This window comes from Roseburia intestinalis L1-82, from assembly GCF_900537995.1.
Lineage (GTDB): Bacteria > Bacillota > Clostridia > Lachnospirales > Lachnospiraceae > Roseburia > Roseburia intestinalis.
Window position 1 is genome coordinate 444,696 of sequence record NZ_LR027880.1, and the last position, 25,289, is coordinate 469,984.

The window sequence follows — 25,289 nt, forward strand, 5'->3', positions numbered from 1 at the left end:
TGGTTTGGGCGGCTGAAAGATGCCGCCCTTTCCTTTATGGAGGTAACAATGAGAAACCTTAAAACTATTGAAAAGAAAGTCAGGGCTGTTCTGGAAAAGAATGAAGATGCCAGAAATGACGATATGGTGCTGTATCTTGCACTTTGTAATGCCTGTCTGAAGGATGCAGGGGCAATGCCGCTTGCGGAGATAATGACGCAGCACAAATATCTCGGTCTGCCGAGCTTTGAGAGCGTCAGCAGGACACGCCGCAAGCTGCAGGCACGGTATCCAGAGCTTGCAGGGAGCCGCCCTGTTCAGAAAATGAGAGCCACGGGCGAGAAAGCTTATCGGCGTTATGCCAAAGAATAGAGAGGTGCTTATGGACGAAGAAAAACGCTCTAATCAGAACTATGAAATCATCGAGAGCTGTACTATCGGGAGTACAGAGCTTGTCATCGGTCACAATCCCAACGCACCCAATCCTTATGTGTGTTGGTACTGCAAGGGCGGCTCAAATTATTTCTGGGGTTATTACACGAATGAGCTTGATGCTGCACGGCAAAAGCTGAATGAACGATACCAGTCAGAGTGCCGTATGCCCTATAATCAGCCTGCCCAGAAGCAGAAAAACGGTGATGACCGTGAGCGATAAAATAAAATATGACTGCACGACCTGTCCTTATCCCCGATATAAGGACGGGTCAGTTATTTTCTGCGATGTCTGTATCCGCAAGATTTTGGACGAGCAGAAAGAGAAAAAGGAAAGAAAGGAGCAGCCGAATGAGTAATGAAATAAAGACAAGACCTTTAACCCCGACAGAACAGCAATACACCTATGCCCAAAGTATGCAGCTTGAGGGGCAGACAGGCACTATCGGGCATCTGCGTGGTGACTTTGCCACAACGGGCTATGGCTTTTACACCACTTGGTTTGATACCAGACCCCAATGGAAATCTGACGAATTTAAGGCAGACCTTGATACGGTCATCAATGCTTTACGGGAGGATAAAGGGCTTTTGCATAACCGCTATGATATGAGTGCGTTTGCAAGGCATTTTCCAGAAAGTGCGATAAAGGGCAACTATTGCACTGAGTACGGTTTCCGTGTAGATACGGAGAAACACGCTTTTCTGCTTCGGTGCAATCCCACCAAAGGCGACTATAATTTTTACTGCTATTGTTATGTGAAGGAATGGCTTGATAAGCATATCCAGAAAGCGGAACAAGGTATCCGCTTTATTGACCCTCAATATAAAGAACTGTTTCGTATCCCAGACGGCGGAAAGGTCATTGTCACGACCTCTTGGGGGGAGAAACGGGAGTATCCCTGCCGCTTTATTGATGAATACCATACCGAAGTCGGCAGCAATCTGTACCACATCTGCGAGTTTGCCGAGCGTATGCAGAAAAACGGGGCGACCTATGAGCCGAAACCTGCGGAACAAACGCCGCAGAAAACACCGAAGCACAAGGATTTAGAACGATAAGGAGGATTTAGAATATGGCTGTTAATCAGAAAGCCGTCAAGGTCTTGAATAAGGTCTTGGAAGCAGGCTTTACCGATGAAAAAGCGATTGCCGCTATGACTATGGACGATATTCTTTCTATGCAGGGCATCACGGTTGCGGATATTACTCTCATCAATGACCTGCAAAAGAGCATTAAATCGAACAAGGTCATTTCTTTTCTTGGCGGTGGTGCGGAGTGAGCAAACAGGAATATTTGAAACAAAAACGATAAGGAGGTGTAGGTTGAATGGCTGCGAAGTATCAGCTAATCACAGAGCTGTATCGGCGTACAGGCGTTGCGGTTGCAAAAAATCCGCAGGCGTGGCAGGGCTTTCTGTCCTCTGCCTGCCGCAACTATAAATGCCGTTTTGACGAACAGCTTTTAATATACGCCCAACGCCCCGATGCTGTCGCCGTTGCGAAGCTCGAAACTTGGAACAGACAGTTTAGGCGTTGGGTCAATAAGGACAGCAAGGGTATTGCCGTATTTGACCCGAAAGGTCGCAGGAATACGCTGAAATACTATTTTGATGTGTCCGACACCCACGAGGGCTATTATGGCAGCCGCCCTGTTCCGATATGGCAGATGGATGAGCGATACGAGCAGGCTGTTATGGAAAGGCTCTCGGACAGGTTTGGAGATGTGGAAAGCACTGACCTTGCTTCAGCCTTAATGGAAACGGCAAAGAACGCCGTGGAGGACAATCTGCAAGACTATTTTTCTCAGTTAAAGGACTGCACGAAAGACAGCTTTTTGGAAGAACTGGATGACTTTAATATAGAAGTCATTTACAGGCGGCTGGCAGCAAACAGCGTTGCTTTTATGCTGATCAGCCGCTGCGGTCTGGATATGAATGAGTTTTTTGACCGTGATGATTTTGCGGATATTGTAAATTTCAATACCCCTGCAACGATAAACGCCATCGGCATTGCCACGAGCGATATTGCGGAAATGGCGTTACGGGAAATCTCACAGTCTATCCGAAATGTGCAAATGGCGGAAAAAGACCAGAATCGCACCTTTGCACAAAGAACGCAGGCTCAGTATGATAAAGACAGACAACAACCCGAAAGGAGCGAATACAATGAGCGAAATCACTTACAGCAGACAGGGGGATTATCTTATTCCCGACCTAACATTACCGACAGAGCCAGAGCTTCCGCTTGGCAGGTACGCTTTGATGCACAGGGATTATCTGGAGAAGCACAAGCGAGTGACCTATCTCAATCTGCTGACATCGGGCAGGCTGAACGGGCATCTGCACGAGGTAGAGCAGACAGCACTCCAGAGGTTGGAGCTTCTGACGAAGCAGCTCTCAGCCGAGCAGGGCGTGACAGAGGAACTGAAAGAGAAAGCACCGATGCAGTGGGTCGGACTGATGAACAACATCCGCAGTCAAGCGGAGGAAGTGATACTGACCGAACTGATTTACAAGTAAGCGTTGCCAAAGAGGATGAGGTTAGGGTCAATCTTCCAACCGTAGATGAACAAATCGAAATGATAGCCGAAGCAGAGGACGAAAATGCCTCTGCTTTTACTATTTCCAAAGAAGATATTGACTCCGTGCTTCAGAAAGGCAGTGGCGTTGCGGACGGAAAATACCGTATCTACCGCCAATTCCAAAAGGGCGAGGACAGACAGAAAAATATTGAGTTCCTTAAAAATGAGTATGGAACGGGCGGCGGTACGCACATCTTCCCCGATGGTTTCAGCGGTCATTCTTGGCATGACAGCAAAGGTCTTGCCATTGACCGAAACGGCACTTATACCAATCACGACCTTGTGTTGAAATGGTCACAGGTTGAAAAGCGTCTGCGTGAGATGATTAAGGATAACCGCTATCTCAATCCGAAAGAAAAAGACCATTATGCCGATTATCTGGAGAGCATGTCAGCTCCCCAATATGAGATTGACACCCAGAGGAAAATAGCAAGGCAGCGTTTTATTGACGCCCACCGTGACCTGCCGCCTGCCGACAAACGGGATACCCTTGCTTTGCGGCTATCTGACTTTATCCGTGACTTGGACAGGTACGAAAAAGACCTGTTATCTGTTGTGGAACGAAGCGACCTTGCAGATGTGACCGCCGAGCAAATGGAACAGCATCTGTCCGACCCCTCAACTGTTCAACAGCTCATAGACTTTCTTGCACAGGTACAATGGAAAACGACCTCAGTTTTCAGCCGTAGTAATGGGTGGAAGTTTACCGAGGAATTAAGGGAGCTGCACCCACTCCGCTACCTCTACAATGAGGGCGATGTGGTGTATATCGGTACGGATAAATATGAGATTGCAACACTTACCGAGGAAAAGGTCTATCTGCAAAATGCCGAGTTCCCTATCTTGGGGCAGGAATACAGCCGAGCCGACTTTGAAGAAAAGCTAACGGAAAATCCTGCAAATGACCACCTGAAAGTGGTCGTAACCGAGAAACAGAGGACAGAAACACCGTCCGAGAAAAAGCAGGACGGAATACAGTTTTCTATCGGTTTTTCCGAACACCCTGCCTTTTATGACAGACAGCTTAATGACTGCTATACGGATTTGAGCTTTGCGCTGGGTAATAAGCTGCTTGGTATTTTGGACGAGAAACAGCACCGTGAGCGTGAGGGCGATAAAAATATCGGGTGGTATCACAAGACAGATTTTGTTATCAAGGCTGTTATCGGCGGCGAGGAATTTAACTATGAAGGGCGGTTTGATATTGGCGATGGTGAGGGCGATTTAATTGCCCACATTAAGAATTTTTACGATTATGCCTTATCGCCAAAGGGCGAACAGCTATATGGAGATGACCGAGAAAGCCTGCTCCGTGGCAGAGATGAGTTTATCCCATTCTTGGAACAGCACACCGAGCTGACCCAAGAGGACGAAAAGCTCCTTGATGAGATTATGGCTACCGAAAGTGATTGGTACAGGACAGCCAAGGAAGCCGAAGAAAAACCACAGGCGAATGCCGATAAAGTGAATGGCGCAGAAGCTCCTGCCATTGAAACAGAGCAATCCACAGACGACCTCATAGGCAGGGAAATCATCATAGATAACCGTAAATATCTCATTGAGAATATTGGCAAAATCAGCGGCGATGTGTCCCTGCGTGACATCACATTCCAGAACAATGTGGGTTTTCCGATAAACCGAGTGGAGAAAATCGGCTATATCCAAAAGCTATTGGAACAGGAAAAAACCGAATTACCACCCGAAGAAAAAACGGAAGCTCCTGCCGCAGACCGTCATAATTTCCGTATTAACGATGACGCCATCGGTGTCGGCGGAGCAAAAGAAAAGTTCCGAAACAATATGGCGGCAATCAACCTGCTGCACGAGCTTGAAATCGAAAACCGCCTTGCCACACCCGAAGAACAGGAAGTCCTATCTCGGTATGTCGGTTGGGGCGGTCTTTCTATGGCATTTGATGAACACAATGCGGCGTGGGCGGAGGAATTTAAGGAGCTATATGCCAGCCTATCCCCAGAGGAATACCGTGCCGCTATGGAGTCAACGCTGACCGCTTTTTATACGCCGCCTGTTGTTATCAAGGCGATGTATGACGCACTTGACCGCCTGGGCTTTTCACAGGGCAATATCTTGGAGCCGTCCTGCGGTACAGGTAATTTCTTTGGTCTGCTTCCCGAAAGTATGCAAAACAGCAAGCTCCACGGCGTGGAAATCGACTCTCTCACAGGCAGGATTGCAAAGCAGCTCTACCAAAAAGCGAACATTGCCATTGAGGGCTTTGAGAAAACAAATCTCCCAGACGACCATTTTGATGTAGTCCTCGGTAATGTGCCTTTTGGGGAGATAAGGGTCAATGACAGCCGATACAACGCCCAGAAATTTCTCATACACGACTACTTTTTCGCAAAGGCACTGGATAAAGTCCGTGCCGGCGGCGTTGTGATGTTCATTACCTCAAAGGGTACGATGGATAAAGCAAGTCCAGAGGTACGCAAGTATATTGCCCAGAGAGCCGAGCTGCTCGGAGCTATCCGTCTGCCTGACAACACTTTTAAGGCAAACGCAGGCACGGAGGTCACGAGCGATATTCTTATCCTGCAAAAGCGTGACCGAGTGATGGATATAGAGCCAGACTGGGTACACCTTGATACGGACGAAAACGGTGTTACGATGAACAGATATTTTGTCGAACACCCCGAAATGGTGTTGGGCGAGATAAAGATGGAAAACACACGCTTTGGTACTTTCGAGCCTGTCTGTAAAGCCCGTAAGGATATACCACTTTCCGAGCTTCTGTCCAATGCAGTTCAGAGGATAAACGGCGAAATCCCAGAGCTTGATAATAGGGTTGATGAAATCTCCGATGAGCAGGAGCTTTCTGTTCCTGCTGACCCGAATGTGCGTAACTTCTCTTTTACTCTGGTGGACGGCAGGGTTTACTTCCGAGAGAATGACCGTATGCAACCTGCTTCTGTGTCGATGACCGCAGAAAACCGTATTAAGGGACTTATCCAAATCCGTGACTGTGTGCGTAAGCTCATAGAGTATCAGACCGAAGATTACCCAGAGGAAATGATACGCACCGAGCAGGAAAACCTCAACCGTCTGTATGATGTTTATACCGCAAAATACGGTCTAATCAACAGCCGAGGAAACTATCTTGCTTTTGCTTCAGATGAGAGCTACTTCCTTTTATGTTCTCTGGAGGTGCTTGATGATGAGGGCAACTTCAAACGGAAGGCAGATATGTTCACAAAGCGGACTATCAAACCCCACCGAGAAGTAACTTCGGTTGAAACTGCAAGCGAAGCCCTTGCCCTTTCTATCGGAGAGAAAGCCCGTGTTGATTTGCCTTATATGGAGCAGCTCGCAGGCAAAACGCAGGTTGAGCTTGTGCAGGATTTACAAGGTGTTATCTTCAAAGTACCGAACTGTGAGCCTGTTTCCTATGTAGCCGCAGACGAGTATCTGTCGGGAAATGTCCGAAACAAGCTGACGGTTGCGGAGCTTGCTGCGAAGAATGACCCAGAGCTTGCGGTCAATGTGGATGCCTTGAAAAAGGTCATTCCCAAAGACCTCTCGGCGGCGGAAATCTCTGTCCGTCTGGGTGCGACTTGGATACCGCAGGAAGATATACAGCGGTTTGTGATGGAGCTTTTAACTCCGTCAAGCTATGCCGCAGGCAGATTAAAGGTACGATACACCCCGATAAACGGAGACTGGTTCATAGAGAATAAAAGCTCCGATATGGGGAATGTAAAGGCGGACAGCACCTATGGTACGAAAAGGGCTTCCGCCTATCGTATTATTGAGGACACCTTAAACCTGCGTGACACCCGTATCTTTGATTATGTGTATGACGAACACGGCAATAAAAAAGCGGTGTTCAATGCAAAGGAAACCACGGCGGCACAGGCGAAGCAGGAAGTCATCAAGCAGGCGTTTCAGGATTGGATATGGAAAGACCCAGAACGGCGAAACCGCCTTGTCCGTTATTACAACGACACTTTTAACTCTGTGCGACCCCGTGAGTATGACGGAAGCCATATCACTTTTGGAGGTATCAGCCCAGAAATCACACTAAGACCCCATCAAGTCAACGCCATCGCCCATATCCTTTATGGCGGCAATACGCTCCTTGCCCATAAGGTGGGAGCAGGCAAAACCTTTGAAATGGTAGCCGCCGCACAGGAAAGCAAACGGCTCGGCTTATGCCAGAAATCCATGTTTGTTGTGCCGAATCATCTTGTCGGTCAGTGGGCTTCTGAGTATCTGCGGCTCTATCCGAGTGCAAATATCCTTGTTACAACAAAGCAGGATTTTGAAACAGGAAACCGCAAAAAGTTCTGCGGCAGGATTGCCACGGGCGACTATGATGCAGTCATTATCGGGCATTCGCAGTTTGAAAAAATCCCGATGAGCATAGAACGCCAGAGGGAGCAGTTGGAAAAGCAGCTTGATGATATTGAGCGTGGCATTGACGATGTGCAGGCTTCCAAAGGAGAGCAGTTCACGGTCAAACAGCTAATGAAAACCCGAAAGGCAATCAAGACGAAGCTCGAAAAACTCAACGACACCAAGCGTAAGGATACGGTTATCGATTTTGAACAGCTCGGCGTTGACAGGCTTTTCATTGATGAGAGCCATTTTTATAAGAATTTGTACCTCTACACCAAGATGCGGAATGTAGGCGGTATCGCCCAGACCGAAGCCCAGAAATCAAGCGACCTCTTTATGAAATGCCGCTATTTGGACGAAATCACGGGCAACCGTGGCACGGTTTTCGCAACGGGTACGCCTGTCAGCAATTCAATGGTTGAGCTGTACTCCGTTCAGAGGTACTTGCAGTATGACACCCTTGCACAGAACGGTTTGCAGCATTTTGACAGTTGGGCTTCTACCTTTGGAGAAACGGTTACAGCTCTGGAATTAGCACCCGAAGGCACGAATTACCGAGCCAAGACGAGGTTTGCCAAGTTCTATAACCTGCCAGAGCTGATGCAGATGTTCCGTGAGGTGGCAGATATACAGACCGCCGATATGCTAAAGCTCCCTGTGCCAAAGGTCAATTACCACAATATTAAGACTAAGCCGAGTGAGATACAGACCGAAATGGTAGCTTCCCTTGCGAAGCGGGCTGAGAAAGTCAGGGCAAGGCTTGTCGAGCCGAACATTGACAATATGCTCAAGATAACCAATGACGGACGGAAACTGGCTCTTGACCAGAGAATGATTGACCCGATGCTGCCAGACGAACCAGACAGTAAAGTCAATGTCTGCGTGGATAATGTGTACCGTATCTGGGAGGAACACGCCGCTACCAAAGCGACACAGCTTGTGTTCTGCGACCTGTCCACCCCGAAAAATGACGGTACTTTCAATGTCTATGACGATATGAGGGAGAAGCTGATAGCCCGTGGTATCCCTGCGGAGCAGATACGCTTTATCCACGAAGCGACCACCGATGCACAGAAAAAAGAGTTGTTCGGCAAGGTAAGAAGCGGCGAAGTCCGTGTGCTGTTCGGCTCTACTCCGAAGATGGGAGCAGGTACGAATGTGCAGGACAGACTCATAGCAATCCATAACCTCGATTGTCCGTGGCGTCCTTCCGACCTTGAACAAAGGCAGGGGCGTATTGAACGGCAAGGCAATATGTTTCCAGAGGTGGAGGTTTACCGATATGTGACCGAGCAGACTTTTGATGCTTATCTCTATCAGTTAGTGGAGAGCAAGCAGAAATTTATCAGCCAGATAATGACGAGCAAAAGCCCTGTACGCTCTGCCGAAGATGTGGACGAGGTTGCCCTGTCCTTTGCGGAGGTTAAAATGCTTGCCACAGGTGATGCCCGTTTTAAGGAAAAGATGGATTTGGATATACAGGTTTCCAAGCTCCGAGTGTTAAAGCAGAGTTATCTTTCCGAACATTACGACCTTGAGGACAGGGTGCTGAAATACTATCCCCAGACCATTAAGGAGTATGAGGAACGCATTGCAGGCTATGAAAATGATGCAGCTCTTGCCGAGCAGCACAAGCCGCAGGGCGAGGATAAGTTCTGCCCGATGACCCTAAAAGGCGTGACCTACACCGAAAAGGCAGACGCAGGCGAGATGCTCCTTGCAATCTGTAAAGAGTATCCGATGTCCGCACCTACCGAAATTGGCAGCTACCGAGGTTTCCGAATGGAGATTTATTATGATACGGTCAACACCCATTACTGTATGAAACTTTGCGGAAAAGCAAAGCATAAGGTTGATTTAGGTGCTGATGCCCTCGGAAATCTGACCCGAATTGAAAACGAGCTGTCAAAGCTCCCTGCCAGACTGGAAGCTGCCAAGACCAAAAAGGCGGAAACTATCGCACAGCTTGAAACCGCAAAGGAGGAAATCAAGAAGCCTTTTGCCTTTGAAGATGAGCTGAAAGAAAAAACAGAACGGCTGAACGCTCTTAACATTGAGCTGAATCTGAATGAAAAAGATACTTCTGTTATGGATACCGAGCCAGAGCAGACAGAAGAACAGCCCGAAAGAAAATGTGCAAGTCGGGAGAGATAATGCGGTTTGCATATTTGTATTGCTGATTTCTGGGAAGTATAATAGGTGTAGATTAGTAAATGTCGGAGGTGAAAGGTGTGCTTGATAATTTCAGATTTGAAACCTTTGTTGATGTGCATAGCAACATCTTTGCTGAATATCTAAGCTCCGTTATCGCAAAGCTGCCCAAAGAAAATCCAGAATACCATTTCATAGAGGAAAGGATAGAGGAACTCTACAAGGAGTATCCCAAAGTGATGGCAGTTTTGGATACGGAAAAGCCGAGTGATTTATCCGAGCAGGAGTGTAAGGCTTTGATAGAAGTTTTGGAGCTTCGGAACAGGCTCAGCGATATGCAGCAGGAAGCAATCTATTTCAGAGGGTGCTATGACAGCGTTGGGTATCTCAAAAAGGCAGGAATTTTGTAACCAAGAACGGCGGCATTGGCGTGGAGCTGATGCCGCTTTTACATAGCCGCAGAGGTGGAAAAATTCACAATAAAGTATTATAATAAAAACAATAGCTTATCTAAATGAGGTAATTGATATGATGTTGATGAAATATTTTAAGATATATGATGATGAATTATGCCCATGCGGTAGTGGAAAAACTTATCTTGAGTGTTGTAAAAATCGTAAAGATAGACCTGTAAAGAAAAGTAAGAAGCCTCTTAATATACAAATCATGGAACAGTTCAGAAAAAATCAGATAAAGTGCTGCTTATATCCTGATAGTACCAGATGTGTTAAGCATATCAAAGAGGCTCACGCATTACAGAACAATAAAATAATATCTCAATTATCGGAAGATGGGCATGTGTATATTTTGAACCCTAACAAGCCACCACAAGTTATTCCCATTGAAAATGAAGAACCAGAAGTATTAACAATGATTGACCGAGTTGGGGTCAATCATGCGACAACTGCGACCTGCTTTTGCGATATTCACGATGATGAAGTATTTGCTCCTATAGAAAAAGGAGCACCTGCTTTCGATAAAGATAGTGATGAACATAAGTATATATACGCATATAAAGCTTTTATATTTGAGTATTATAAGAAACTTGTGGAACAGAAAGTCTTAAGAGAAAACATTACAAATACGCCGTCTTTGCTAAAAACACCACAGTATATACAGTACTATAGAGCTATATCAATGACTCTGGAAGAAATGAATGAGGTTAAGAGTTTTTTCGATAAAGGTATTGTGAGTAAGGATTATACTGGTTTAGAAACTTGTGTAATTGAGATTCCAGAAAGCATAAAATTTGCGACCTATGCTTGTATTGCTGTTGACTTTGACTTGAAAGGCAAGAAAATACGACATACGAAAAGAGGTTTTATTAGTAGGCTTTTCATTACTATTTTTCCAGAGGAAACAAAATCTTATATTATTTTGAGTTGTTTGAGTGAAGATATTAAGATTTATAAAAAATTTTTTCAGCAACTCCAGACAACTAATTTAGACAAGGTAAAGTACTATTTTGATTTGATACTTCCATTATATACTGAAAATAATGTTTTAAGTCCTCGTTTATGGGAAAAGTGGGGCGAAGAACAACAGATAGGATATACTTTTTTTGCAAATAGAAAAGGAAAGCAGTTTTTGCTTTATAAGCAAATACTAAAGTTTGGAATGTATAATTTAAGGAAAAAAGAAAGTGGGTTTGGGACAGGCAATAGGGGAAAATTAGATTTATTTGAATAAAACTTTTACATAGCCGAGAGGTTTTCATTTAACGAAAGCCCCTCGGCTTTTTCTATTTCTGGAGGTGATTTTATCCATTGAGAACTAACCGACCCTATGTGCAGATTGACCCAGATGTGCTTGAACGGGTACGCCAGATTGACCTGTTATCCTATCTGCGTGAGTTTGAGCCGAGCAATCTCGTTAAGGTCAAAGGCACAAGCAATGTGTACTGTACCGCAGAACACGACAGCTTGAAGATTTCCAACGGCAAATGGTATTGGTGGTCGAGAGGTTTCGGCGGCTATTCTGCCCTCGATTATCTTATCAAAGTCAAGGAATATGACTTTGTGGAAGCCGTGGAAATTCTCACGGGACAGACTATGGCGGACTGGAAGCCACCCCCTACTCCCAAGAAAGATGAGCCGAAAGTTCTGCTCCTGCCGCCAAAAAATAAGGATTGTAACAGAGTGATACAGTATCTTTTCGGGCGTGGTATTGACTATCAGCTCATACAGGAGTGTATCTCAGATGGCACGCTTTATGAAAGTGCCGATTATCACAATGCTGTTTTTATCGGCAAAGACGAAAGCGGAACACCGAAATATGCCGCCCTGCGAGGCACTCTCGGCAGCACTTTCAAGCAGGACGCATCGGGCAGCGACAAGCGGTATTCGTTCCGACTTCTGGCAAAGAAGCCTGCGGATACCGTGCATTTATTTGAAGCTGCTATTGATTTACTGTCCTATGCCACTTATCTGAAATGCGAGGGCAAGGACTACAAATCGGAAAGTTTGCTCTCTTTATCGGGCGTGTATCAGCCAAAGAAAGAGATGAAGGACAGCAAAATCCCCATAGCTCTCACAACTTTTTTGAGTGCCAATCCACAAATTAAGACCATAGTTCTGCATCTGGATAATGATAAGGTAGGCAGGCTTTGTACCGCTACTTTGAAAGAACTGTTGCAGAAAGACTACAAAATCGTTGATGATCCACCGCCTGTCGGCAAGGACTTCAACGATTTTTTGTTGTCCTATCTGGAAATTGCAAGACCTATGCCCAAGTGTGAAAGGAGTGATTCCCGTTGATTGTGTAGTAGATTCTCACCAGAAAGACACCGAAACCAAATCAAAATTTAGTGCTGAAAGCGAGGAATGAACCATTGAAAAAGTATGATGTAACCCTTACCGCCCATTATCAAAAGACCGTTTCCGTCTATGCAGAAAGCCCCGAACAGGCAAAGGAAAAAACAAAAATTATCCTGTTCGATACCGACCTTATCAACTTTACCGATGATGATTTTGTCTGCGGCGAAGCCGATATTACCGAGCAGAGAGAGGACGGGCTTGACGGTGCGGGCGAGAATACACCACAGGAAAATGAAGATTGTTCGGACTGCCCGTACTTCTGCCCTGTGTGCGGTGAGTGTATGTATGAGGACGATTGCGAAGAATGAGACGTCTTACCAAGCACTGAATTTGGTTAGCCAAATTCGCTTGTTAGGGGTCAGCCCCTAATACCCCGTGAGAACAGAAAGGAGTTCAAGAATGAGTGAGTTCTTATTTTTCATTATCGGCACAATGCTCGGCGGTCTGTTCGGCGTTGCGTGTATGTGTTGCTTGCAGATAAACAGACTTTCCGAGAGAAAGGAAGTGGACAATGCGAAAAAGAAATGTGCAGATACTTTTCCGTCTGACTGAGGAGGAAGCCGAACACCTTAATGAGATTGTGCGGAAATCGGGTCGCTCAAAAGAAGCCTTTTTAAGAGAAATGGTAAGGGGCTATCAGCTCTGCGAGAAGCCCGACCCAGAGTTCTATAAAATGATGCGTGAGCTGTCCGCCATTGGCAACCGTATCAATCAGCTTGCGGTTAAGGCAAACGCCCTCGGTTTTGTGGATACCCCGATGCTCCGTGAGGAAGCAAGGAAATGGCACGAGTTTCAGATTGACATTCGCAAAAGGTATCTGCTTCCACGCAGGTCATCGTAATGGCGGTCTGCGAGATATGGGATGTGCGTGGCAGGCTCGACCACCCAATCGACTATGCCGAAAATCCCGAAAAGACCGCCAACCCCAAATACACCGAAGCCGACCTGCAGGCGATGGTCGATGTAATGGAGTACGCTACTAATAAGGATAAGACCGAGCAGCGTTTTTTTGTCACAGGCGTAAACTGTGACCCGACCACCGCCAGAGATGAAATGATGATTGCCAAAGTCCAATGGAACGATACGAGTGAGATTGTCTGTTACCACGGCTTTCAGAGCTTCAAGCACGGTGAGGTTACGCCAGAGCAGGCTCACGAGGTCGGCGTTAAACTTGCCGAGCGAATGTGGGGCGACAGATTTCAAGTCATCGTTGCCACCCACCTGAATACCGACTGCTTGCATAATCACTTTGTCGTGAACTCTGTTTCTTTTGCGGACGGTATGCACTACCACGACAACAAAGCAAATCTGCGGCTGCTCCGTCAGCGTTCCGATGAGCTTTGCCGTGAGTATGCCCTGTCTGTCATCGAACACCCAAGCGGCAAGAAAAAGCCCTACGCCCTTTACCAAGCCGAAAAGCAGGGGCGACCCACGAGGGATAATGTTGCCAGACAAGCGGTGGATGAAGCTATCAGCAAATCATTCACGCTGAAAGACTTTGACCGTCAGTTGACAGAAATGGGTTACCGCATAAACTTTGACCCCAACCGCAAGTATTGGACGATTATAGGCAAGGGCTGGCAAAGACCCAAGCGGCTTTATAAGCTCGGAGAGGAATACACCAATGACAGGATTATGGAGCGTATCAGCGAAAATTCCTATGCGGTCAAATTCCAGAGCTTCTCAGAGTCACAGCCACAGGTCAAGGTCTATCGGGTCAAAGGCTCATTGAAGAATGCCAAGAAAATCGGCGGCTTGCGTGGGCTGTATCTCCATTACTGCTACAAGCTCGGTATCCTGCCCAAAGGCAGAAAACAAAATTATGCACGGCTTCATTATCTCTTAAAGGATGACCTTATGAAGATGGAAGCCATCACGCAGGAAACAAGGCTGCTTTGCCGCAATCACATTGATACGGCGGAGCAGCTTTGTTCATATAAAGGCTCTCTGGAAACGGAGATGTCTGCCCTGCTTCAGAAGCGAAAGGAGCTTTACTCCAAATCCCGCAGGATAAGCGGCGAAGAAAAGGAAGCGGTTAAGGCAGAGCTTTCCGTCATTTCGGGGCGGCTGAAAGTTATCCGAAAGGAGGTCAGACTGTGCGAGGGCATTTCCGCCCGTAGTGATACCCTCAAGGAAAAATTGCAGACGATACGGGCAGACGAAAACGAACAGCAAAGAAAGGAGTTGATGAAGAATGAACACAGGCGGCGAAGCGGCAGAACAAATCGTCCGAATGAGCTTGGAGGGCTTTGAGGTCGCTGCCAAAATCACAGGTGCAGGTGCGAAGAACATCGCTATCCTGTTGTATTCCATTCTCAAAGAAGAAAAGAAAACCAAAGGCAAAGCAAGGCTGACAAGTATGCTACGTTCTGGTAAGGAGCTGAAAGTCTTTACTGTCAAAAGCGGCGACTTAAAGAAGTTTACGCAGGAAGCGAAAAAATACGGTGTGCTTTACTGCGTCCTCACGGACAGGAAAAACAAAGACCCAAATGCAGAGGTCGATGTCATCGCCCGTGCCGAGGACGCATCGAAAATCAGCCGTATCGTGGAACGCTTTAATCTTGCTTCGGTGGATACCGCTTCTATTGTGACGGAAGCCGAGAAATCCAAAGATGCAAAGGACGGTCAGCCAGAGCCAGATATTGGTGTGCAGGAAAAGGCGGAGAAAGATAAGCTACTTGACGAGCTTATGGGCAAGCCTGTCCAGAAGGAGGAAAACTCCCCAAACCCCTCGGTGGCAAAGACAGAAAAATCCCCTCAGTCCGAGCCTACCTCAGAGCAGCCAAAGAAGTCCGCAGAGGGGGCTACTATGACTAAGGAGAAACCTTCTGTCAGAGAGGAACTGCGGAAAATCAAGGAGAGCCGCAAGGAGCAGGAAGCAGAGATTGGCACTTCCGCCCTGGACAAAAGCGGAGCTTCCGACAGGGCGAAAAGTGCTAACAGGAAAACGGAGCATAAACAGCCCCAGAGAAAGAAAAAGAAACCAAAATCCAAAGAAACGAGGTAAACAGCTATGAGTATTTACGATGTATTCAGCGGCGGCAACAGACCTTTTGATAAAGAGGAATGGGCTGCCGCAAAGCAGGCACAGCGGAAAGAAGCCTATGAGCTGATTGACAATACCTGCTCTGAAATGATGGCAAGCGGCGACAGCTTCCGTCAGTATCTTGATGTGCAGGGTCGCTTTGACCGTTACTCCGTGGCTAACGCTATTCTGGTGTCAGCACAGATGCCCGAAGCAACGCAGCTTAAAGAGTACAGCAAATGGAAAGCGAGCCGTGTCTATGTGAATAAGGACGCACAGAAAATCATTATTCTTGAGCCGAGCAAGGAATACACCCGTGAGGACGGGACAAAGGGCATCTCCTACAATGCCAAAGTGGTTTATGATATTTCCGAAACCTCGGCAAAGGACAGGCAGCAGGAACAGGAGCCGAAATCCATGCGTGAGCTTGTGTCTGCTCTGATTGATGCAAGCCCTGTACCCTGTGTACCCGTCGGGGAGCTTGAACTGCCTGCCTATTATGACAGCTCTCAGCAGACCATTTTTGTTAAGAAGGGGCTTTCCGAGGAAGTGCTGTTCGTGAGTATGGCAAAAGAGGTATCGGCAGCAGTCTATAACTTTAAGCACAACGAGAGCCGTGATGCTTCCGATTTCAAATCCTTCTGCGTTGCCTATATGGTAAGCTCCCGTTACGGCGTGGATACCAGAGGGTTTGACTTTTCCAGACTTCCCAGAGAGTATGCGGAAATGGATACGCAGGCATTCAAGGGAGAGCTTGGCACGATGCGTGATGTTCTGGGCGAAATCCAGAGCGATATGTATAAGAGTATGGAAAAGAACAAGCCTGCAAAGAACAAAGAGCAGGAACGCTAATCGGAGGTGCAGACTATGAGAGAGGAACGATACCATATCGCACTTGACAAGTACGATAAGAATATCGTCATCAACGCCTTAAACACCCTGCGTACACGGCAGTTACAGGAGGAACGCCCCACCGAGCCTGTTGACGAGCTGATAAGCAAGGTGGCACACGCTCCAACAAAAAAGGTTAAGGTCGTGCATTGCAGGTGCAATGAGGAACGATGACCAGAAAACGAGCTTAATCCTTTCTGTCTGCGGCATACTTCCTGTCGTATGGCTTGCCCTGCTGACAGCACCCTATGTCAGCGGCGGTCTTGTAGAGATTATCCGAGGTCTGCCTGTGGCGATGGGCAATCCGTTTGAAATAATGGTATGTGAGGACAGCGTAAAGACTGTCCTCATTTTTTTACTTGCCTACGCTATGGGCATCGGCGTTTATTTCTCTACACGCAGGAATTACCGCAGGCGTGAGGAACACGGCTCTGCGAAATGGGGCAACGCAGGTGCTTTGAATAAGAAGTACCGAGATAAAGACCCGTCAGCCAATAAGCTCTTGACCCAGAATGTCCGTATCGGGTTGGACGGGAAAAAGCACCGCAGGAATCTGAATATTTTAGTCTGCGGCGGCTCTGGTGCGGGAAAAACGAGGTTTTTCTGCAAGCCAAATGCTATGCAGTGCAACACATCTTTTGTAATACTCGACCCAAAGGGCGAAATCGTCCGTGACATTGGCGGTCTGTTGGAAAATAAAGGCTATGAGGTGCGTGTGCTTGACCTTATCAATATGCACCGGAGCCATTGTTACAATCCCTTTGTCTATCTGCGGAACGATAACGATGTTCAGAGGTTGGTAACAAACTTGTTTAAGGCGACCACGCCGAAAGGCTCACAGTCGCAAGACCCGTTCTGGGATACGGCGGCGAGTATGCTGCTTCTGGCTCTGGTGTTCTATCTGAAATATGAAGCACCGCCAGACGAGCAGAATTTCCCGATGGTTATGGAGCTGCTCCGTGCAGGCGAAGTCCGAGAGGACGATGACAGCTATGTAAGCCCTCTGGACGAGCTGTTTGACCGTCTGGAAATGGTAAACCCAGAGCATATCGCCCTAAAGTATTACAGGGATTACCACAGTGGTAGTGCAAAGACCTTAAAGAGTATCCAGATAACCCTTGCCGCAAGGCTTGAAAAATTCAATCTGGAGAGCCTTGCAGGGCTTACCGCCACCGATGAGCTTGACCTGCCAAGTCTGGGAGAAAAGAAGGTCGCTCTGTTCGCTCTGATACCAGACAACGACACGAGCTTTAACTTCCTTGTCAGTATCCTTTATACCCAGCTCTTTCAACAGCTTTTTTATCTGGCAGACCACAAGTACGGCGGAAGCCTGCCTGTGCATTGCCATTTCATAATGGACGAATTTGCGAATGTTTCATTGCCTGATGACTTTGATAAAATCCTGTCCGTTATGCGTTCCAGAGGGGTATCGGTATCCATTATCCTGCAAAATCTGGCACAGCTCAAAGCCCTTTTTGAAAAGCAATGGGAAAGCATTGTTGGCAACTGCGATGAGTTTTTGTATCTGGGTGGCAACGAGCAAAGCACCCACAAATATGTGTCAGAGCTTTTGGGCAAGGAAACCATTGATACCAACACCTACGGGAAAAGCTCTGGGCGGAGTGGTAACTATTCAACAAATTATCAGATTTCGGGGCGTGAGCTGATGACCCCAGACGAAGTGCGTATGCTTGATAACCGTTACGCACTTCTTTTTGTGCGTGGAGAACGCCCCGTTATGGACTTCAAGTATGACATCTTGAAGCACCCGAATGTGAAGCTGACGGCTGACGGAGGGCAACCACCGTATATCCACGGAGAGCCTACGCAGGCTGTCGCAACCCTTGTGTTTGACAGTGATATTCCAGATAATGCCGTGAGCGTGAAAGCTGTCAGCACTTCCTATGAGCTTCTGTCCGATGAGGACTTGGAAGAAATATTCAATTTATAAGGAGGATTTACCCTATGAAACTTTTTAAGAAGAACGAGAACAGGAAAACCACGAAGCTGCCGATGACTAAAAAGGTTAAGAAAGGCTTCCGCTATTACTGTATGGCTGTTATGGCAATGACCTTTGTGCTTGGTACTTCCGTAACCGCCTTTGCTGCCAATGACCCCATTCAGGTAGTCAACAATCTGTCCGATTTCATTTTCGGTCTGGTGAGGGCTGTTGGTATGATTATGCTCGGCTTTGGTATCGTGCAGATTGGTCTTTCCCTCAAATCCCATGACCCGTCCCAGAGAGCTAACGGATTTTTGACCCTTGCAGGCGGCGTTGTCATTACCTTCGCAAAAGAAATCTTGACTCTTATCACAGGCTAAGATAACAGACTGACACAAAAAGATAACGGGAGCAGATCCGCCGAGTGCGGAACTCGCTCCCGTTATCTAATATCATCAAGGAGGTGGTCAAATGTCTGATAACTGGGTGGTACAGAATTTAGAGAACGCCCTAAACACTTGGAATGAGAAATTAGCCGAGATATGGCAGCTCATTACCCAATCCCCAGAGAACTTTAAGGGCGGCACGATATGGAATGTCATCGTGGATATTCACGGTGCGGTGCAGGCTATCGGACTTGCCCTGCTCGTGCTGTTCTTTGTTGTGGGTGTGATGCGTACCTGCGGAAATTTTGCAGAAGTCAAGCGACCAGAGCAGGCTTTGAAGCTGTTTATCCGCTTTGCCATTGCCAAAGGTGCAGTGACCTACGGATTAGAACTGATGATGGCACTGTTTAAGATTGTGCAGGGTATGATTTCCACGATTATGAATGCCGTAGGATTTGGCTCGGCACAGCAGACGGTGTTGCCGCAGGAAATCGTGACAGCCGTTGAAGACTGCGGATTTTTTGAGAGTATCCCGCTATGGGCGGTCACGCTGATAGGCGGACTGTTTATTACGGTGCTGTCATTCATAATGATTATGTCGGTATATGGCAGGTTTTTCAAGCTGTATATCTATACTGCCATAGCACCCGTACCCCTTTCCGCTTTTGCTGGAGAGCCGAGCCAAAGCGTCGGCAAGAGCTTCATTAAGAGCTATGCCGCTGTATGCCTTGAAGGTGCGGTTATCGTGCTTGCCTGCATTATCTTTTCCCTATTTGCTTCTTCTCCGCCTGTGGTCAATCCCGATGCGGCGGCGGTTACAATGGTATGGAGCTATATCGGGGAGCTTGTGTTCAATATGCTCGTCCTTGTCGGTGCGGTCAAAATGGCAGACCGTGTTGTAAGAGAAATGATGGGCTTGTAAGGGAGGTGCTATGATTGGAAGTCAAGATAAATAAGGAAATCCGTAATTATACGGAGAGTATGTTTTTTGGACTGTCCCTCAGACAGTTCATTTTTTCTGTCCTTGCCTGCGGCGTGGCGGTGGGTTTGTATTTTCTTCTCCGTCCACGGTTTGGTACGGAAACCCTCAGTTGGGTTTGTATCTTAGGTGCGTTCCCCTTTGCGGCAATGGGATTTATCAAATACAACGGTATGACCGCAGAGCAGTTTGTCTGGGCGTGGATTAAATCGGAATTTCTGATGCCGAAAAAGCTGATGTTCCTGCCAGATAATCTCTATTACGAAACGATGAAGCCGACCATTGAAGCCCATGAAAAAGGGTTGCCGACAGTACGGAAAAAGCAGAAAGGCAGGACACCGAAACCAAAGAAAACGAAAAAGAAAAAAGCGAAACGCAGCAAGGAGGTAAACAATGCTGAGAACTCTTAAAAATCTGTTCAAGCAGGACAGGGAAAAGTTTGTTGTGCCGAAGTCGGTACAGAATGTTATCCCGATTAAGACAATCTGGGATGACGGCATATTCCTTGTCGGCAGGAACAAGTACGCAAAGACCTTTAAATTTGAGGATATAAACTATGCCGTGGCAAGCCGTGAGGATAAGGAAGCAATGTTCCTTGAATACTCGGAGCTTCTTAATTCCCTTGACAGCGGTGCGACCACGAAAATCACTATCAACAACCGTCGCTTGAACAAAGCTGATTTTGAACAGACTATTTTAATCCCAATGGCTGATGACGGTCTGGATAAGTACCGCAAGGAATACAACAAAATGCTTCTGGATAAGGCGACAGGGGCTAATTCCATCGTACAGGATAAGTATGTAACCGTATCTGTCTGCAAGAAGAATATCGAGGAAGCCCGAAACTACTTCGCCCGTGTGGGTGCTGACCTTATCGCCCACTTTAACCGTCTGGGGTCGAAGTGTGTGGAACTGGACGCAGGCGACAAGCTGCGTATCTTCCACGACTTCTACCGTACAGGAGAAGAAACAGCGTTCCACTTCGATATTACCCAGACGATGCGGAAAGGTCACGATTTCAAGGATTTTATCTGCCCTGATGCCTTTGAATTTGAGAGCGACTGCTTCAGAATGGGTGACAGATATGGGCGTGTGATTTTTCTCAGAGAGTATGCGGCATATATCAAGGACAGTATGGTTGCGGAGCTTTGTGAGCTGAACAGGAATATGATGCTGTCCGTTGATATTATCCCCGTTCCCACAGATGAAGCCGTGCGGGAGGTGGAAAACCGTCTGCTTGGTGTGGAAACCAATATCACGAATTGGCAGAGGAAGCAGAACCAGAACAATAATTTTTCTGCCGTTATCCCCTATGACTTGGAACAGCAGCGGAAGGAAAGCAAGGAATTTCTGGACGATTTGACGACCCGTGACCAGAGAATGATGTTTGCCGTGCTGACGATGGTGCATACGGCAGATACCAAAGAGCAGCTCGACAATGATACAGAAGCTCTCTTGACTACCGCAAGAAAGCATTTGTGCCAGTTTGCGGTGCTGAAATATCAGCAGATGGACGGATTGAATACAGCCCTGCCATTTGGTGTACGGAAGATAGATGCCCTGCGTACCCTCACAACGGAGAGCCTTGCAGTGTTTATCCCGTTCCGTGTGCAGGAAATCTACCACGAAAACGGTGTGTATTACGGTCAGAATGTCATCAGCAAAAATATGATTATCGCCAACCGCAGGCAGCTCCTTAACGGCAATTCCTTTATTCTTGGTGTGTCGGGTGCAGGAAAATCCTTTACCGCAAAGGAAGAAATGACGAATATCATTCTGACCGACCCTAATGCCGATATAATCATCATTGACCCAGAGCGTGAATATTCCCCGCTTGTGAAAGCAATGCAGGGAGAGGTCATTCATATCTCTGCGACAAGTGAAAATCACATCAATGCTATGGATATGAACTCCGATTACGGTGATGGTGCAAACCCCGTCATTCTGAAATCGGAGTTTATTTTATCCCTTTGCGAACAGCTCATCGGCGGCACGAACTTGGGAGCAAAGCAGAAATCTATCATTGACCGCTGTACGGCAAGCGTCTACCGCTACTATCAGCAGGGCAACTATATGGGAACGCCGCCCACCTTGCAGGACTTCCGTGAGGAACTGTTAAAACAGAATGAGCCAGAAGCACAGGAAATCGCCCTTGCGATTGAGTTGTTTACGGACGGGTCGCTTAATACCTTTGCAAAGCACACGAATGTTGATACTCACAGCCGTCTTATCTGCTATGACATTCTGGATTTGGGTAAACAGTTACAGCCTATCGGTATGCTCGTCGTGCTTGACAGCATCTTAAACCGTATAACGCAGAACAGAGCCAAAGGCAGAAATACCTTTATTTTCATTGATGAAATCTATCTCCTCTTTCAGCACGAATACTCTGCAAACTTCCTCTTTACCCTCTGGAAGCGTGTGCGTAAATACGGTGCATACTGTACGGGTATTACACAGAATGTAGACGACCTTTTGCAGAGCCATACCGCAAGGACGATGCTTGCTAACAGTGAATTTATCATTATGCTTAACCAAGCGTCCACGGACAGACTTGAGCTTGCCAAGCTCCTTAATATCTCCGACCTTCAGATGAGCTATATCACGAATGTCGGTGCAGGACAGGGATTACTCAAAGTTGGCAGCTCCCTTGTACCATTTGTAAACAAGTTCCCACGCAATACCGAGCTTTACAAGTTGATGACAACAAAGTTCGGTGAGGTCTAAGAAAGGAGGTCTTTTATGGCTGATATTAAATTCCGTGATACGGCTCACCGTGATTTCTTTCTGGAAAATATGATGAAATGCAGAGTGAACGACTGTTATCATAGGGCATTTTTCTATGTAATGGGTATCGCTTCAGAAACGAGGGCGAACATCAACCAGATGTTCAATTTCAAGGAGGACTGCATCGAGCCAGAGGGTATGCACGGCGGCTGGCAGACAAGCGGAACAGTCAAGGTCTGCCATCTTGCTTTTAACCTTTGGAACGGGTATGCAGAGGAAGGGCGGGAACGGTATTTCACGCCAGAGGAGTTGTTCTGCTGTGAGTTTGCTCCCTACTTTATGGAGGGCATCAAGGTCAGATACCCCGAATATTGCTGGGAGCTTCCTGCTCCCAGAAAACAGACGGAAATTTCAAGATAAGAAAGGAAAAGCCTATGAAGAATTATAAATCTATTATCTGTGTTGCCGCCGCCGTGTGTCTGTTAGGTACGGCGGCTTTTTGCGGCTTCCGTATTTACCATCACTATGCACAGGTGGACGAACAGACGGAAGCCTTTGAGGAGATTGCCGAAATGGTAGAGCAGGCTCCCACGGAGGAAACCATGCCAGACGATGCCCCTGTCAGCGAGGGAGAAGATGTGCTTGCCAAGTATCAGGAATTGTATTTACAGAATGAGGATATGGTCGGTTGGCTTTCCATTGCCGGCACGATAATCAATTATCCTGTGATGCAGAGTAGGAACAATCCGAATTTCTATCTGAAGCACAATTTTGAAAAAGAGTACAGTGACTTAGGTACGCCTTATGTGCAGGAGAATTGTGATATTGCCGAAAGTGACAATCTGGTTATCTACGGTCATCACATCAAGGGCGGCAAGATGTTTGGAGCGTTGGAGGATTACAAGTCCAAGAGCTTTTATGAGGAACACAAGAATATTCAGTTTGATACCCTCACAGAGCAGGAAGAGTATGAAATCGTCGCCGTATTTAAGACTGTGGCGTACAGCTCTGAGGGCTTCCGATACTACGACTTTGTTGATGCGGAGAATGAGGAAGATTTTAATTCCTATGTCGGGAAGTGCAAGGAGCTTGCTTTGTATGATACAGGTGTGACCGCTGAATACGGCGACAGGCTCATTACCCTTTCCACCTGCGAATACTCCGCACAGAACGGCAGACTCGTTGTAGTGGCAAAAAAGGTCGGCTGATTTGAACGCAAATCCTCTGGGAAAGGAGGTTTTCTATGGCTGATATAAAAACCAGAGATGCGGTCAAAGGTACGATAAAGACCATAGATAAAGCCGCCATAGCCAGTGAGCGTATGAAGTCTGCCTATGTGGGGATAAAGGAAAAAGCGGAACAGGGATATTACGCTGATGAAAACTCTGCCACAGAATATGCTGCGGACAGGATTTCTTATGCGGCAGACCGTGTAAAGGACGAAGGTATCCACCAGTTCAATAAGCAGGGGCAAAAGGCAGTCAAGACAACGCAGGAGAATATCGGTAAGGCAAAAGATAAAATAACCGATTTCAAGCAAAGTCGGGCTGTCAAAGCCGCAGAGCAGAAAGCAGCACAGAATATGTCAGAACAACACGGTTTGCAGATCCGTCACGGGGCTGCAAGCCGTTCCTCTGCCCCCGATGTTTCCCAGACAGCAAAATCGCAGTTGATAAAGACCCGACAGCAGGGGCAAAAAATGATTAAGACCACAGCCCGAAATGCAGAAAAAGCGGTGAAAACAACTGCTAAGGGAACAGTCAAGACTACCGAAAAGGGAATTAAAACCGCACAGGCAACTTCTAAGGCGGCGATTAAAACGACGGAAACCTCGGTAAAAACGGCACAGGCAGCGGCAAAGGCTTCTGCGAAAACTGCCCAAAAGGCAGCACAGGCGGCAAAAGCCACCGCAAAGGCAACCGCTGAAGCAACAAAAGCTACGGTCAGAGCCACCATAGCTGCGGTCAAGGCGATTATTGCAGGAACAAAAGCTCTGATTTCCGCTTTAATTGCAGGTGGTTGGATTGCAGTTGTGATTATTCTCATTGTTGTCCTGCTCGGCTGTGCTGTTTCCCTGTTTGGTGGCGGAAGCGGGAGCAACGCCTATACCCCTGTCAGTGCAGAGGTGGAAGCCTATGAGCCTTTGATACAGAAATATGCCAAACAGTACGGTATTCCCGAATATGTGGAGCTTATCAAGGCGGTAATGATGCAGGAAAGTGGCGGGCGTGGACTTGACCCGATGCAGGCGGCGGAGGGCAGCTTTAACACAAGGTATCCCCACGAGCCGAACGGGATACAAGACCCAGAATATTCGATTGAGTGCGGTGTACAGGAATTAAAGGCTGCCCTTATCTCTGCCGAGGTAGAAAACCCGATTGATATGGAGCATATCAAACTTGCCTTGCAGGGTTACAATTTCGGCAACGGCTATATCTCGTGGGCTAAGACTAACTATGGCGGCTATTCCTATGCCAATGCGGTAGAGTTCTCCACCATGCAGGCGGCACGGTTAGGTTGGGACAGCTATGGCGACACGCAATATCCCGCCCATGTGCTGCGGTATTATCCATACGGGAGAGCGTTCACAAGCGGCGGTAACCAGGCGATTGTGGAGGTCGCTTTGACACAGCTCGGCAATGAGGGCGGTCAGCCTTATTGGAGTTGGTACGGCTTTGAGGGGCGTGTGGAATGGTGTGCCTGCTTTGTGTCTTGGTGTGCCGACCAATGTGGCTATATCGAAAGCGGGATTATCCCAAAATTCGCAGGCTGCGTGGACGGTGCAAATTGGTTTAAGGGTAACGGACAATGGAAAGACCGAAGCTATGAGCCGTCGGCAGGCGATATTATCTTTTTTGATTGGGAAGGCGACGGAGAAACCGACCATGTAGGCATTGTGGAGAAATGCGAAAACGGTGTCGTTTACACCGTGGAGGGTAACTCTGGCGACACTTGCAGGCAAAATCAATATACGGTTGGAAGTAGCTCCATCTATGGTTACGGTGTTCCTGCCTATTAAGAATG

At 47.3% G+C, this 25,289-nt stretch carries 25 protein-coding genes; all 25 read left to right on the forward strand.

The window, feature by feature from the left end; translation table 11 throughout:
• Window positions 1-48 precede the first annotated feature (48 nt).
• The 25 genes from RIL182_RS02180 (at window position 49) to RIL182_RS02295 (ending at window position 25,284) form a co-directional block, all read left to right on the forward strand.
• Complete coding sequence (locus RIL182_RS02180; RefSeq protein ID WP_015522621.1) at window positions 49-351, forward strand: hypothetical protein; 303 nt, start codon at window positions 49-51, stop codon at window positions 349-351.
• Window positions 338-634, forward strand: a complete 297-nt coding sequence (locus tag RIL182_RS02185; protein ID WP_006857235.1) for a hypothetical protein — start codon at window positions 338-340, stop codon at window positions 632-634. Before RIL182_RS02180 ends, RIL182_RS02185 begins: the two co-directional genes overlap by 14 nt.
• On the forward strand, window positions 624-770 hold the full coding sequence (locus RIL182_RS02190) for a hypothetical protein (protein ID WP_226840188.1): 147 nt from the start codon (window positions 624-626) through the stop codon (window positions 768-770). Before RIL182_RS02185 ends, RIL182_RS02190 begins: the two co-directional genes overlap by 11 nt.
• Window positions 763-1,470 (forward strand): hypothetical protein, encoded by a 708-nt coding sequence (locus tag RIL182_RS02195; protein WP_044999031.1) that lies wholly within the window; start codon window positions 763-765, stop codon window positions 1,468-1,470. Before RIL182_RS02190 ends, RIL182_RS02195 begins: the two co-directional genes overlap by 8 nt.
• A 14-nt stretch (window positions 1,471-1,484) precedes the next feature.
• Window positions 1,485-1,691 (forward strand): hypothetical protein, encoded by a 207-nt coding sequence (locus RIL182_RS02200; protein WP_006857236.1) that lies wholly within the window; start codon window positions 1,485-1,487, stop codon window positions 1,689-1,691.
• Between the two features lie 885 nt (window positions 1,692-2,576).
• Window positions 2,577-2,930, forward strand: coding sequence for a TnpV protein (locus RIL182_RS21555; protein WP_081646569.1), 354 nt, complete (start codon window positions 2,577-2,579; stop codon window positions 2,928-2,930).
• Window positions 2,931-3,586: 656 nt separating this feature from the next.
• Window positions 3,587-9,502 carry an LPD25 domain-containing protein gene (locus RIL182_RS02205; protein WP_243128756.1) on the forward strand — a complete coding sequence of 1,972 codons (5,916 nt, stop codon included), beginning with the start codon at window positions 3,587-3,589 and terminating at the stop codon, window positions 9,500-9,502.
• Window positions 9,503-9,561: 59 nt separating this feature from the next.
• Entirely contained in the window at window positions 9,562-9,909 is a 348-nt protein-coding gene (locus tag RIL182_RS02210) for a DUF6664 family protein (protein ID WP_006857240.1), read from the forward strand.
• A 118-nt stretch (window positions 9,910-10,027) separates the two neighbouring features.
• A complete protein-coding gene (locus RIL182_RS02215; RefSeq protein WP_006857241.1) occupies window positions 10,028-11,188 on the forward strand; it encodes an SEC-C metal-binding domain-containing protein in 1,161 nt (386 codons plus the stop codon).
• Between the two features lie 77 nt (window positions 11,189-11,265).
• On the forward strand, window positions 11,266-12,255 hold the full coding sequence (locus tag RIL182_RS02220; protein WP_044999034.1) for a DUF3991 and TOPRIM domain-containing protein: 990 nt from the start codon (window positions 11,266-11,268) through the stop codon (window positions 12,253-12,255).
• 74 nt (window positions 12,256-12,329) lie between these two features.
• Window positions 12,330-12,623, forward strand: coding sequence for a hypothetical protein (locus RIL182_RS02225; protein ID WP_044999036.1), 294 nt, complete (start codon window positions 12,330-12,332; stop codon window positions 12,621-12,623).
• A gap of 124 nt (window positions 12,624-12,747) precedes the next feature.
• Window positions 12,748-12,867, forward strand: a complete 120-nt coding sequence (locus RIL182_RS02230; RefSeq protein ID WP_235388288.1) for a DUF3789 domain-containing protein — start codon at window positions 12,748-12,750, stop codon at window positions 12,865-12,867.
• Window positions 12,827-13,156 (forward strand): plasmid mobilization protein, encoded by a 330-nt coding sequence (locus RIL182_RS02235; protein ID WP_006857242.1) that lies wholly within the window; start codon window positions 12,827-12,829, stop codon window positions 13,154-13,156. Before RIL182_RS02230 ends, RIL182_RS02235 begins: the two co-directional genes overlap by 41 nt.
• Window positions 13,156-14,568, forward strand: coding sequence for a relaxase/mobilization nuclease domain-containing protein (locus RIL182_RS02240; protein WP_006857243.1), 1,413 nt, complete (start codon window positions 13,156-13,158; stop codon window positions 14,566-14,568). Before RIL182_RS02235 ends, RIL182_RS02240 begins: the two co-directional genes overlap by 1 nt.
• Window positions 14,510-15,322 carry a PcfB family protein gene (locus tag RIL182_RS02245; RefSeq protein WP_044999037.1) on the forward strand — a complete coding sequence of 271 codons (813 nt, stop codon included), beginning with the start codon at window positions 14,510-14,512 and terminating at the stop codon, window positions 15,320-15,322. The genes RIL182_RS02240 and RIL182_RS02245 overlap by 59 nt, the downstream gene beginning before the upstream one ends.
• A gap of 6 nt (window positions 15,323-15,328) precedes the next feature.
• Entirely contained in the window at window positions 15,329-16,192 is an 864-nt protein-coding gene (locus tag RIL182_RS02250) for a hypothetical protein (RefSeq protein ID WP_006857245.1), read from the forward strand.
• 15 nt (window positions 16,193-16,207) lie between these two features.
• The gene (locus tag RIL182_RS02255; RefSeq protein WP_006857246.1) at window positions 16,208-16,405 is read left to right on the forward strand and encodes a hypothetical protein; all 198 of its coding nucleotides are present in this window, start codon (window positions 16,208-16,210) and stop codon (window positions 16,403-16,405) included.
• Window positions 16,392-18,182: a VirD4-like conjugal transfer protein, CD1115 family gene (locus RIL182_RS02260; RefSeq protein WP_006857247.1), complete on the forward strand. Its 1,791-nt coding sequence runs from the start codon at window positions 16,392-16,394 to the stop codon at window positions 18,180-18,182. Before RIL182_RS02255 ends, RIL182_RS02260 begins: the two co-directional genes overlap by 14 nt.
• Before the next feature lie 14 nt (window positions 18,183-18,196).
• Window positions 18,197-18,553: a glutamyl-tRNA amidotransferase subunit A gene (locus tag RIL182_RS02265; protein ID WP_006857248.1), complete on the forward strand. Its 357-nt coding sequence runs from the start codon at window positions 18,197-18,199 to the stop codon at window positions 18,551-18,553.
• Window positions 18,554-18,644: 91 nt separating this feature from the next.
• The gene (locus RIL182_RS02270) at window positions 18,645-19,481 is read left to right on the forward strand and encodes a hypothetical protein (protein WP_006857249.1); all 837 of its coding nucleotides are present in this window, start codon (window positions 18,645-18,647) and stop codon (window positions 19,479-19,481) included.
• Window positions 19,482-19,495: 14 nt separating this feature from the next.
• Window positions 19,496-19,948, forward strand: coding sequence for a PrgI family protein (locus tag RIL182_RS02275; RefSeq protein ID WP_006857250.1), 453 nt, complete (start codon window positions 19,496-19,498; stop codon window positions 19,946-19,948).
• Window positions 19,932-22,265, forward strand: coding sequence for a VirB4-like conjugal transfer ATPase, CD1110 family (locus RIL182_RS02280; RefSeq protein ID WP_006857251.1), 2,334 nt, complete (start codon window positions 19,932-19,934; stop codon window positions 22,263-22,265). The genes RIL182_RS02275 and RIL182_RS02280 overlap by 17 nt, the downstream gene beginning before the upstream one ends.
• Window positions 22,266-22,280: 15 nt before the next feature.
• Window positions 22,281-22,685 carry a DUF6075 family protein gene (locus RIL182_RS02285; RefSeq protein ID WP_006857252.1) on the forward strand — a complete coding sequence of 135 codons (405 nt, stop codon included), beginning with the start codon at window positions 22,281-22,283 and terminating at the stop codon, window positions 22,683-22,685.
• 14 nt (window positions 22,686-22,699) lie between these two features.
• Window positions 22,700-23,473, forward strand: coding sequence for a class B sortase (gene srtB, locus RIL182_RS02290; RefSeq protein WP_006857253.1), 774 nt, complete (start codon window positions 22,700-22,702; stop codon window positions 23,471-23,473).
• Between the two features lie 35 nt (window positions 23,474-23,508).
• Entirely contained in the window at window positions 23,509-25,284 is a 1,776-nt protein-coding gene (locus RIL182_RS02295; RefSeq protein WP_006857254.1) for a lysozyme family protein, read from the forward strand.
• Window positions 25,285-25,289 lie beyond the last annotated feature (5 nt).

Coding starts and splice junctions, on each gene's coding strand:
- RIL182_RS02200 (WP_006857236.1), top strand. CDS start 1,485: ATGGCTGTTAATCAGAAAGCCGTCAAGGTCTTGAATAAGGTCTTGGAA.
- RIL182_RS02285 (WP_006857252.1), top strand. CDS start 22,281: ATGGCTGATATTAAATTCCGTGATACGGCTCACCGTGATTTCTTTCTG.
- RIL182_RS02205 (WP_243128756.1), top strand. CDS start 3,587: ATGGAACAGCATCTGTCCGACCCCTCAACTGTTCAACAGCTCATAGAC.
- RIL182_RS02230 (WP_235388288.1), top strand. CDS start 12,748: ATGCTCGGCGGTCTGTTCGGCGTTGCGTGTATGTGTTGCTTGCAGATA.
- RIL182_RS02270 (WP_006857249.1), top strand. CDS start 18,645: ATGTCTGATAACTGGGTGGTACAGAATTTAGAGAACGCCCTAAACACT.
- RIL182_RS02250 (WP_006857245.1), top strand. CDS start 15,329: ATGAGTATTTACGATGTATTCAGCGGCGGCAACAGACCTTTTGATAAA.
- RIL182_RS02180 (WP_015522621.1), top strand. CDS start 49: ATGAGAAACCTTAAAACTATTGAAAAGAAAGTCAGGGCTGTTCTGGAA.
- RIL182_RS21555 (WP_081646569.1), top strand. CDS start 2,577: ATGAGCGAAATCACTTACAGCAGACAGGGGGATTATCTTATTCCCGAC.
- srtB (WP_006857253.1), top strand. CDS start 22,700: ATGAAGAATTATAAATCTATTATCTGTGTTGCCGCCGCCGTGTGTCTG.
- RIL182_RS02235 (WP_006857242.1), top strand. CDS start 12,827: ATGCGAAAAAGAAATGTGCAGATACTTTTCCGTCTGACTGAGGAGGAA.
- RIL182_RS02260 (WP_006857247.1), top strand. CDS start 16,392: ATGAGGAACGATGACCAGAAAACGAGCTTAATCCTTTCTGTCTGCGGC.
- RIL182_RS02240 (WP_006857243.1), top strand. CDS start 13,156: ATGGCGGTCTGCGAGATATGGGATGTGCGTGGCAGGCTCGACCACCCA.
- RIL182_RS02265 (WP_006857248.1), top strand. CDS start 18,197: ATGAAACTTTTTAAGAAGAACGAGAACAGGAAAACCACGAAGCTGCCG.
- RIL182_RS02245 (WP_044999037.1), top strand. CDS start 14,510: ATGAACACAGGCGGCGAAGCGGCAGAACAAATCGTCCGAATGAGCTTG.
- RIL182_RS02215 (WP_006857241.1), top strand. CDS start 10,028: ATGATGTTGATGAAATATTTTAAGATATATGATGATGAATTATGCCCA.
- RIL182_RS02280 (WP_006857251.1), top strand. CDS start 19,932: ATGCTGAGAACTCTTAAAAATCTGTTCAAGCAGGACAGGGAAAAGTTT.
- RIL182_RS02185 (WP_006857235.1), top strand. CDS start 338: ATGCCAAAGAATAGAGAGGTGCTTATGGACGAAGAAAAACGCTCTAAT.
- RIL182_RS02255 (WP_006857246.1), top strand. CDS start 16,208: ATGAGAGAGGAACGATACCATATCGCACTTGACAAGTACGATAAGAAT.
- RIL182_RS02295 (WP_006857254.1), top strand. CDS start 23,509: ATGGCTGATATAAAAACCAGAGATGCGGTCAAAGGTACGATAAAGACC.
- RIL182_RS02195 (WP_044999031.1), top strand. CDS start 763: ATGAGTAATGAAATAAAGACAAGACCTTTAACCCCGACAGAACAGCAA.
- RIL182_RS02210 (WP_006857240.1), top strand. CDS start 9,562: ATGTCGGAGGTGAAAGGTGTGCTTGATAATTTCAGATTTGAAACCTTT.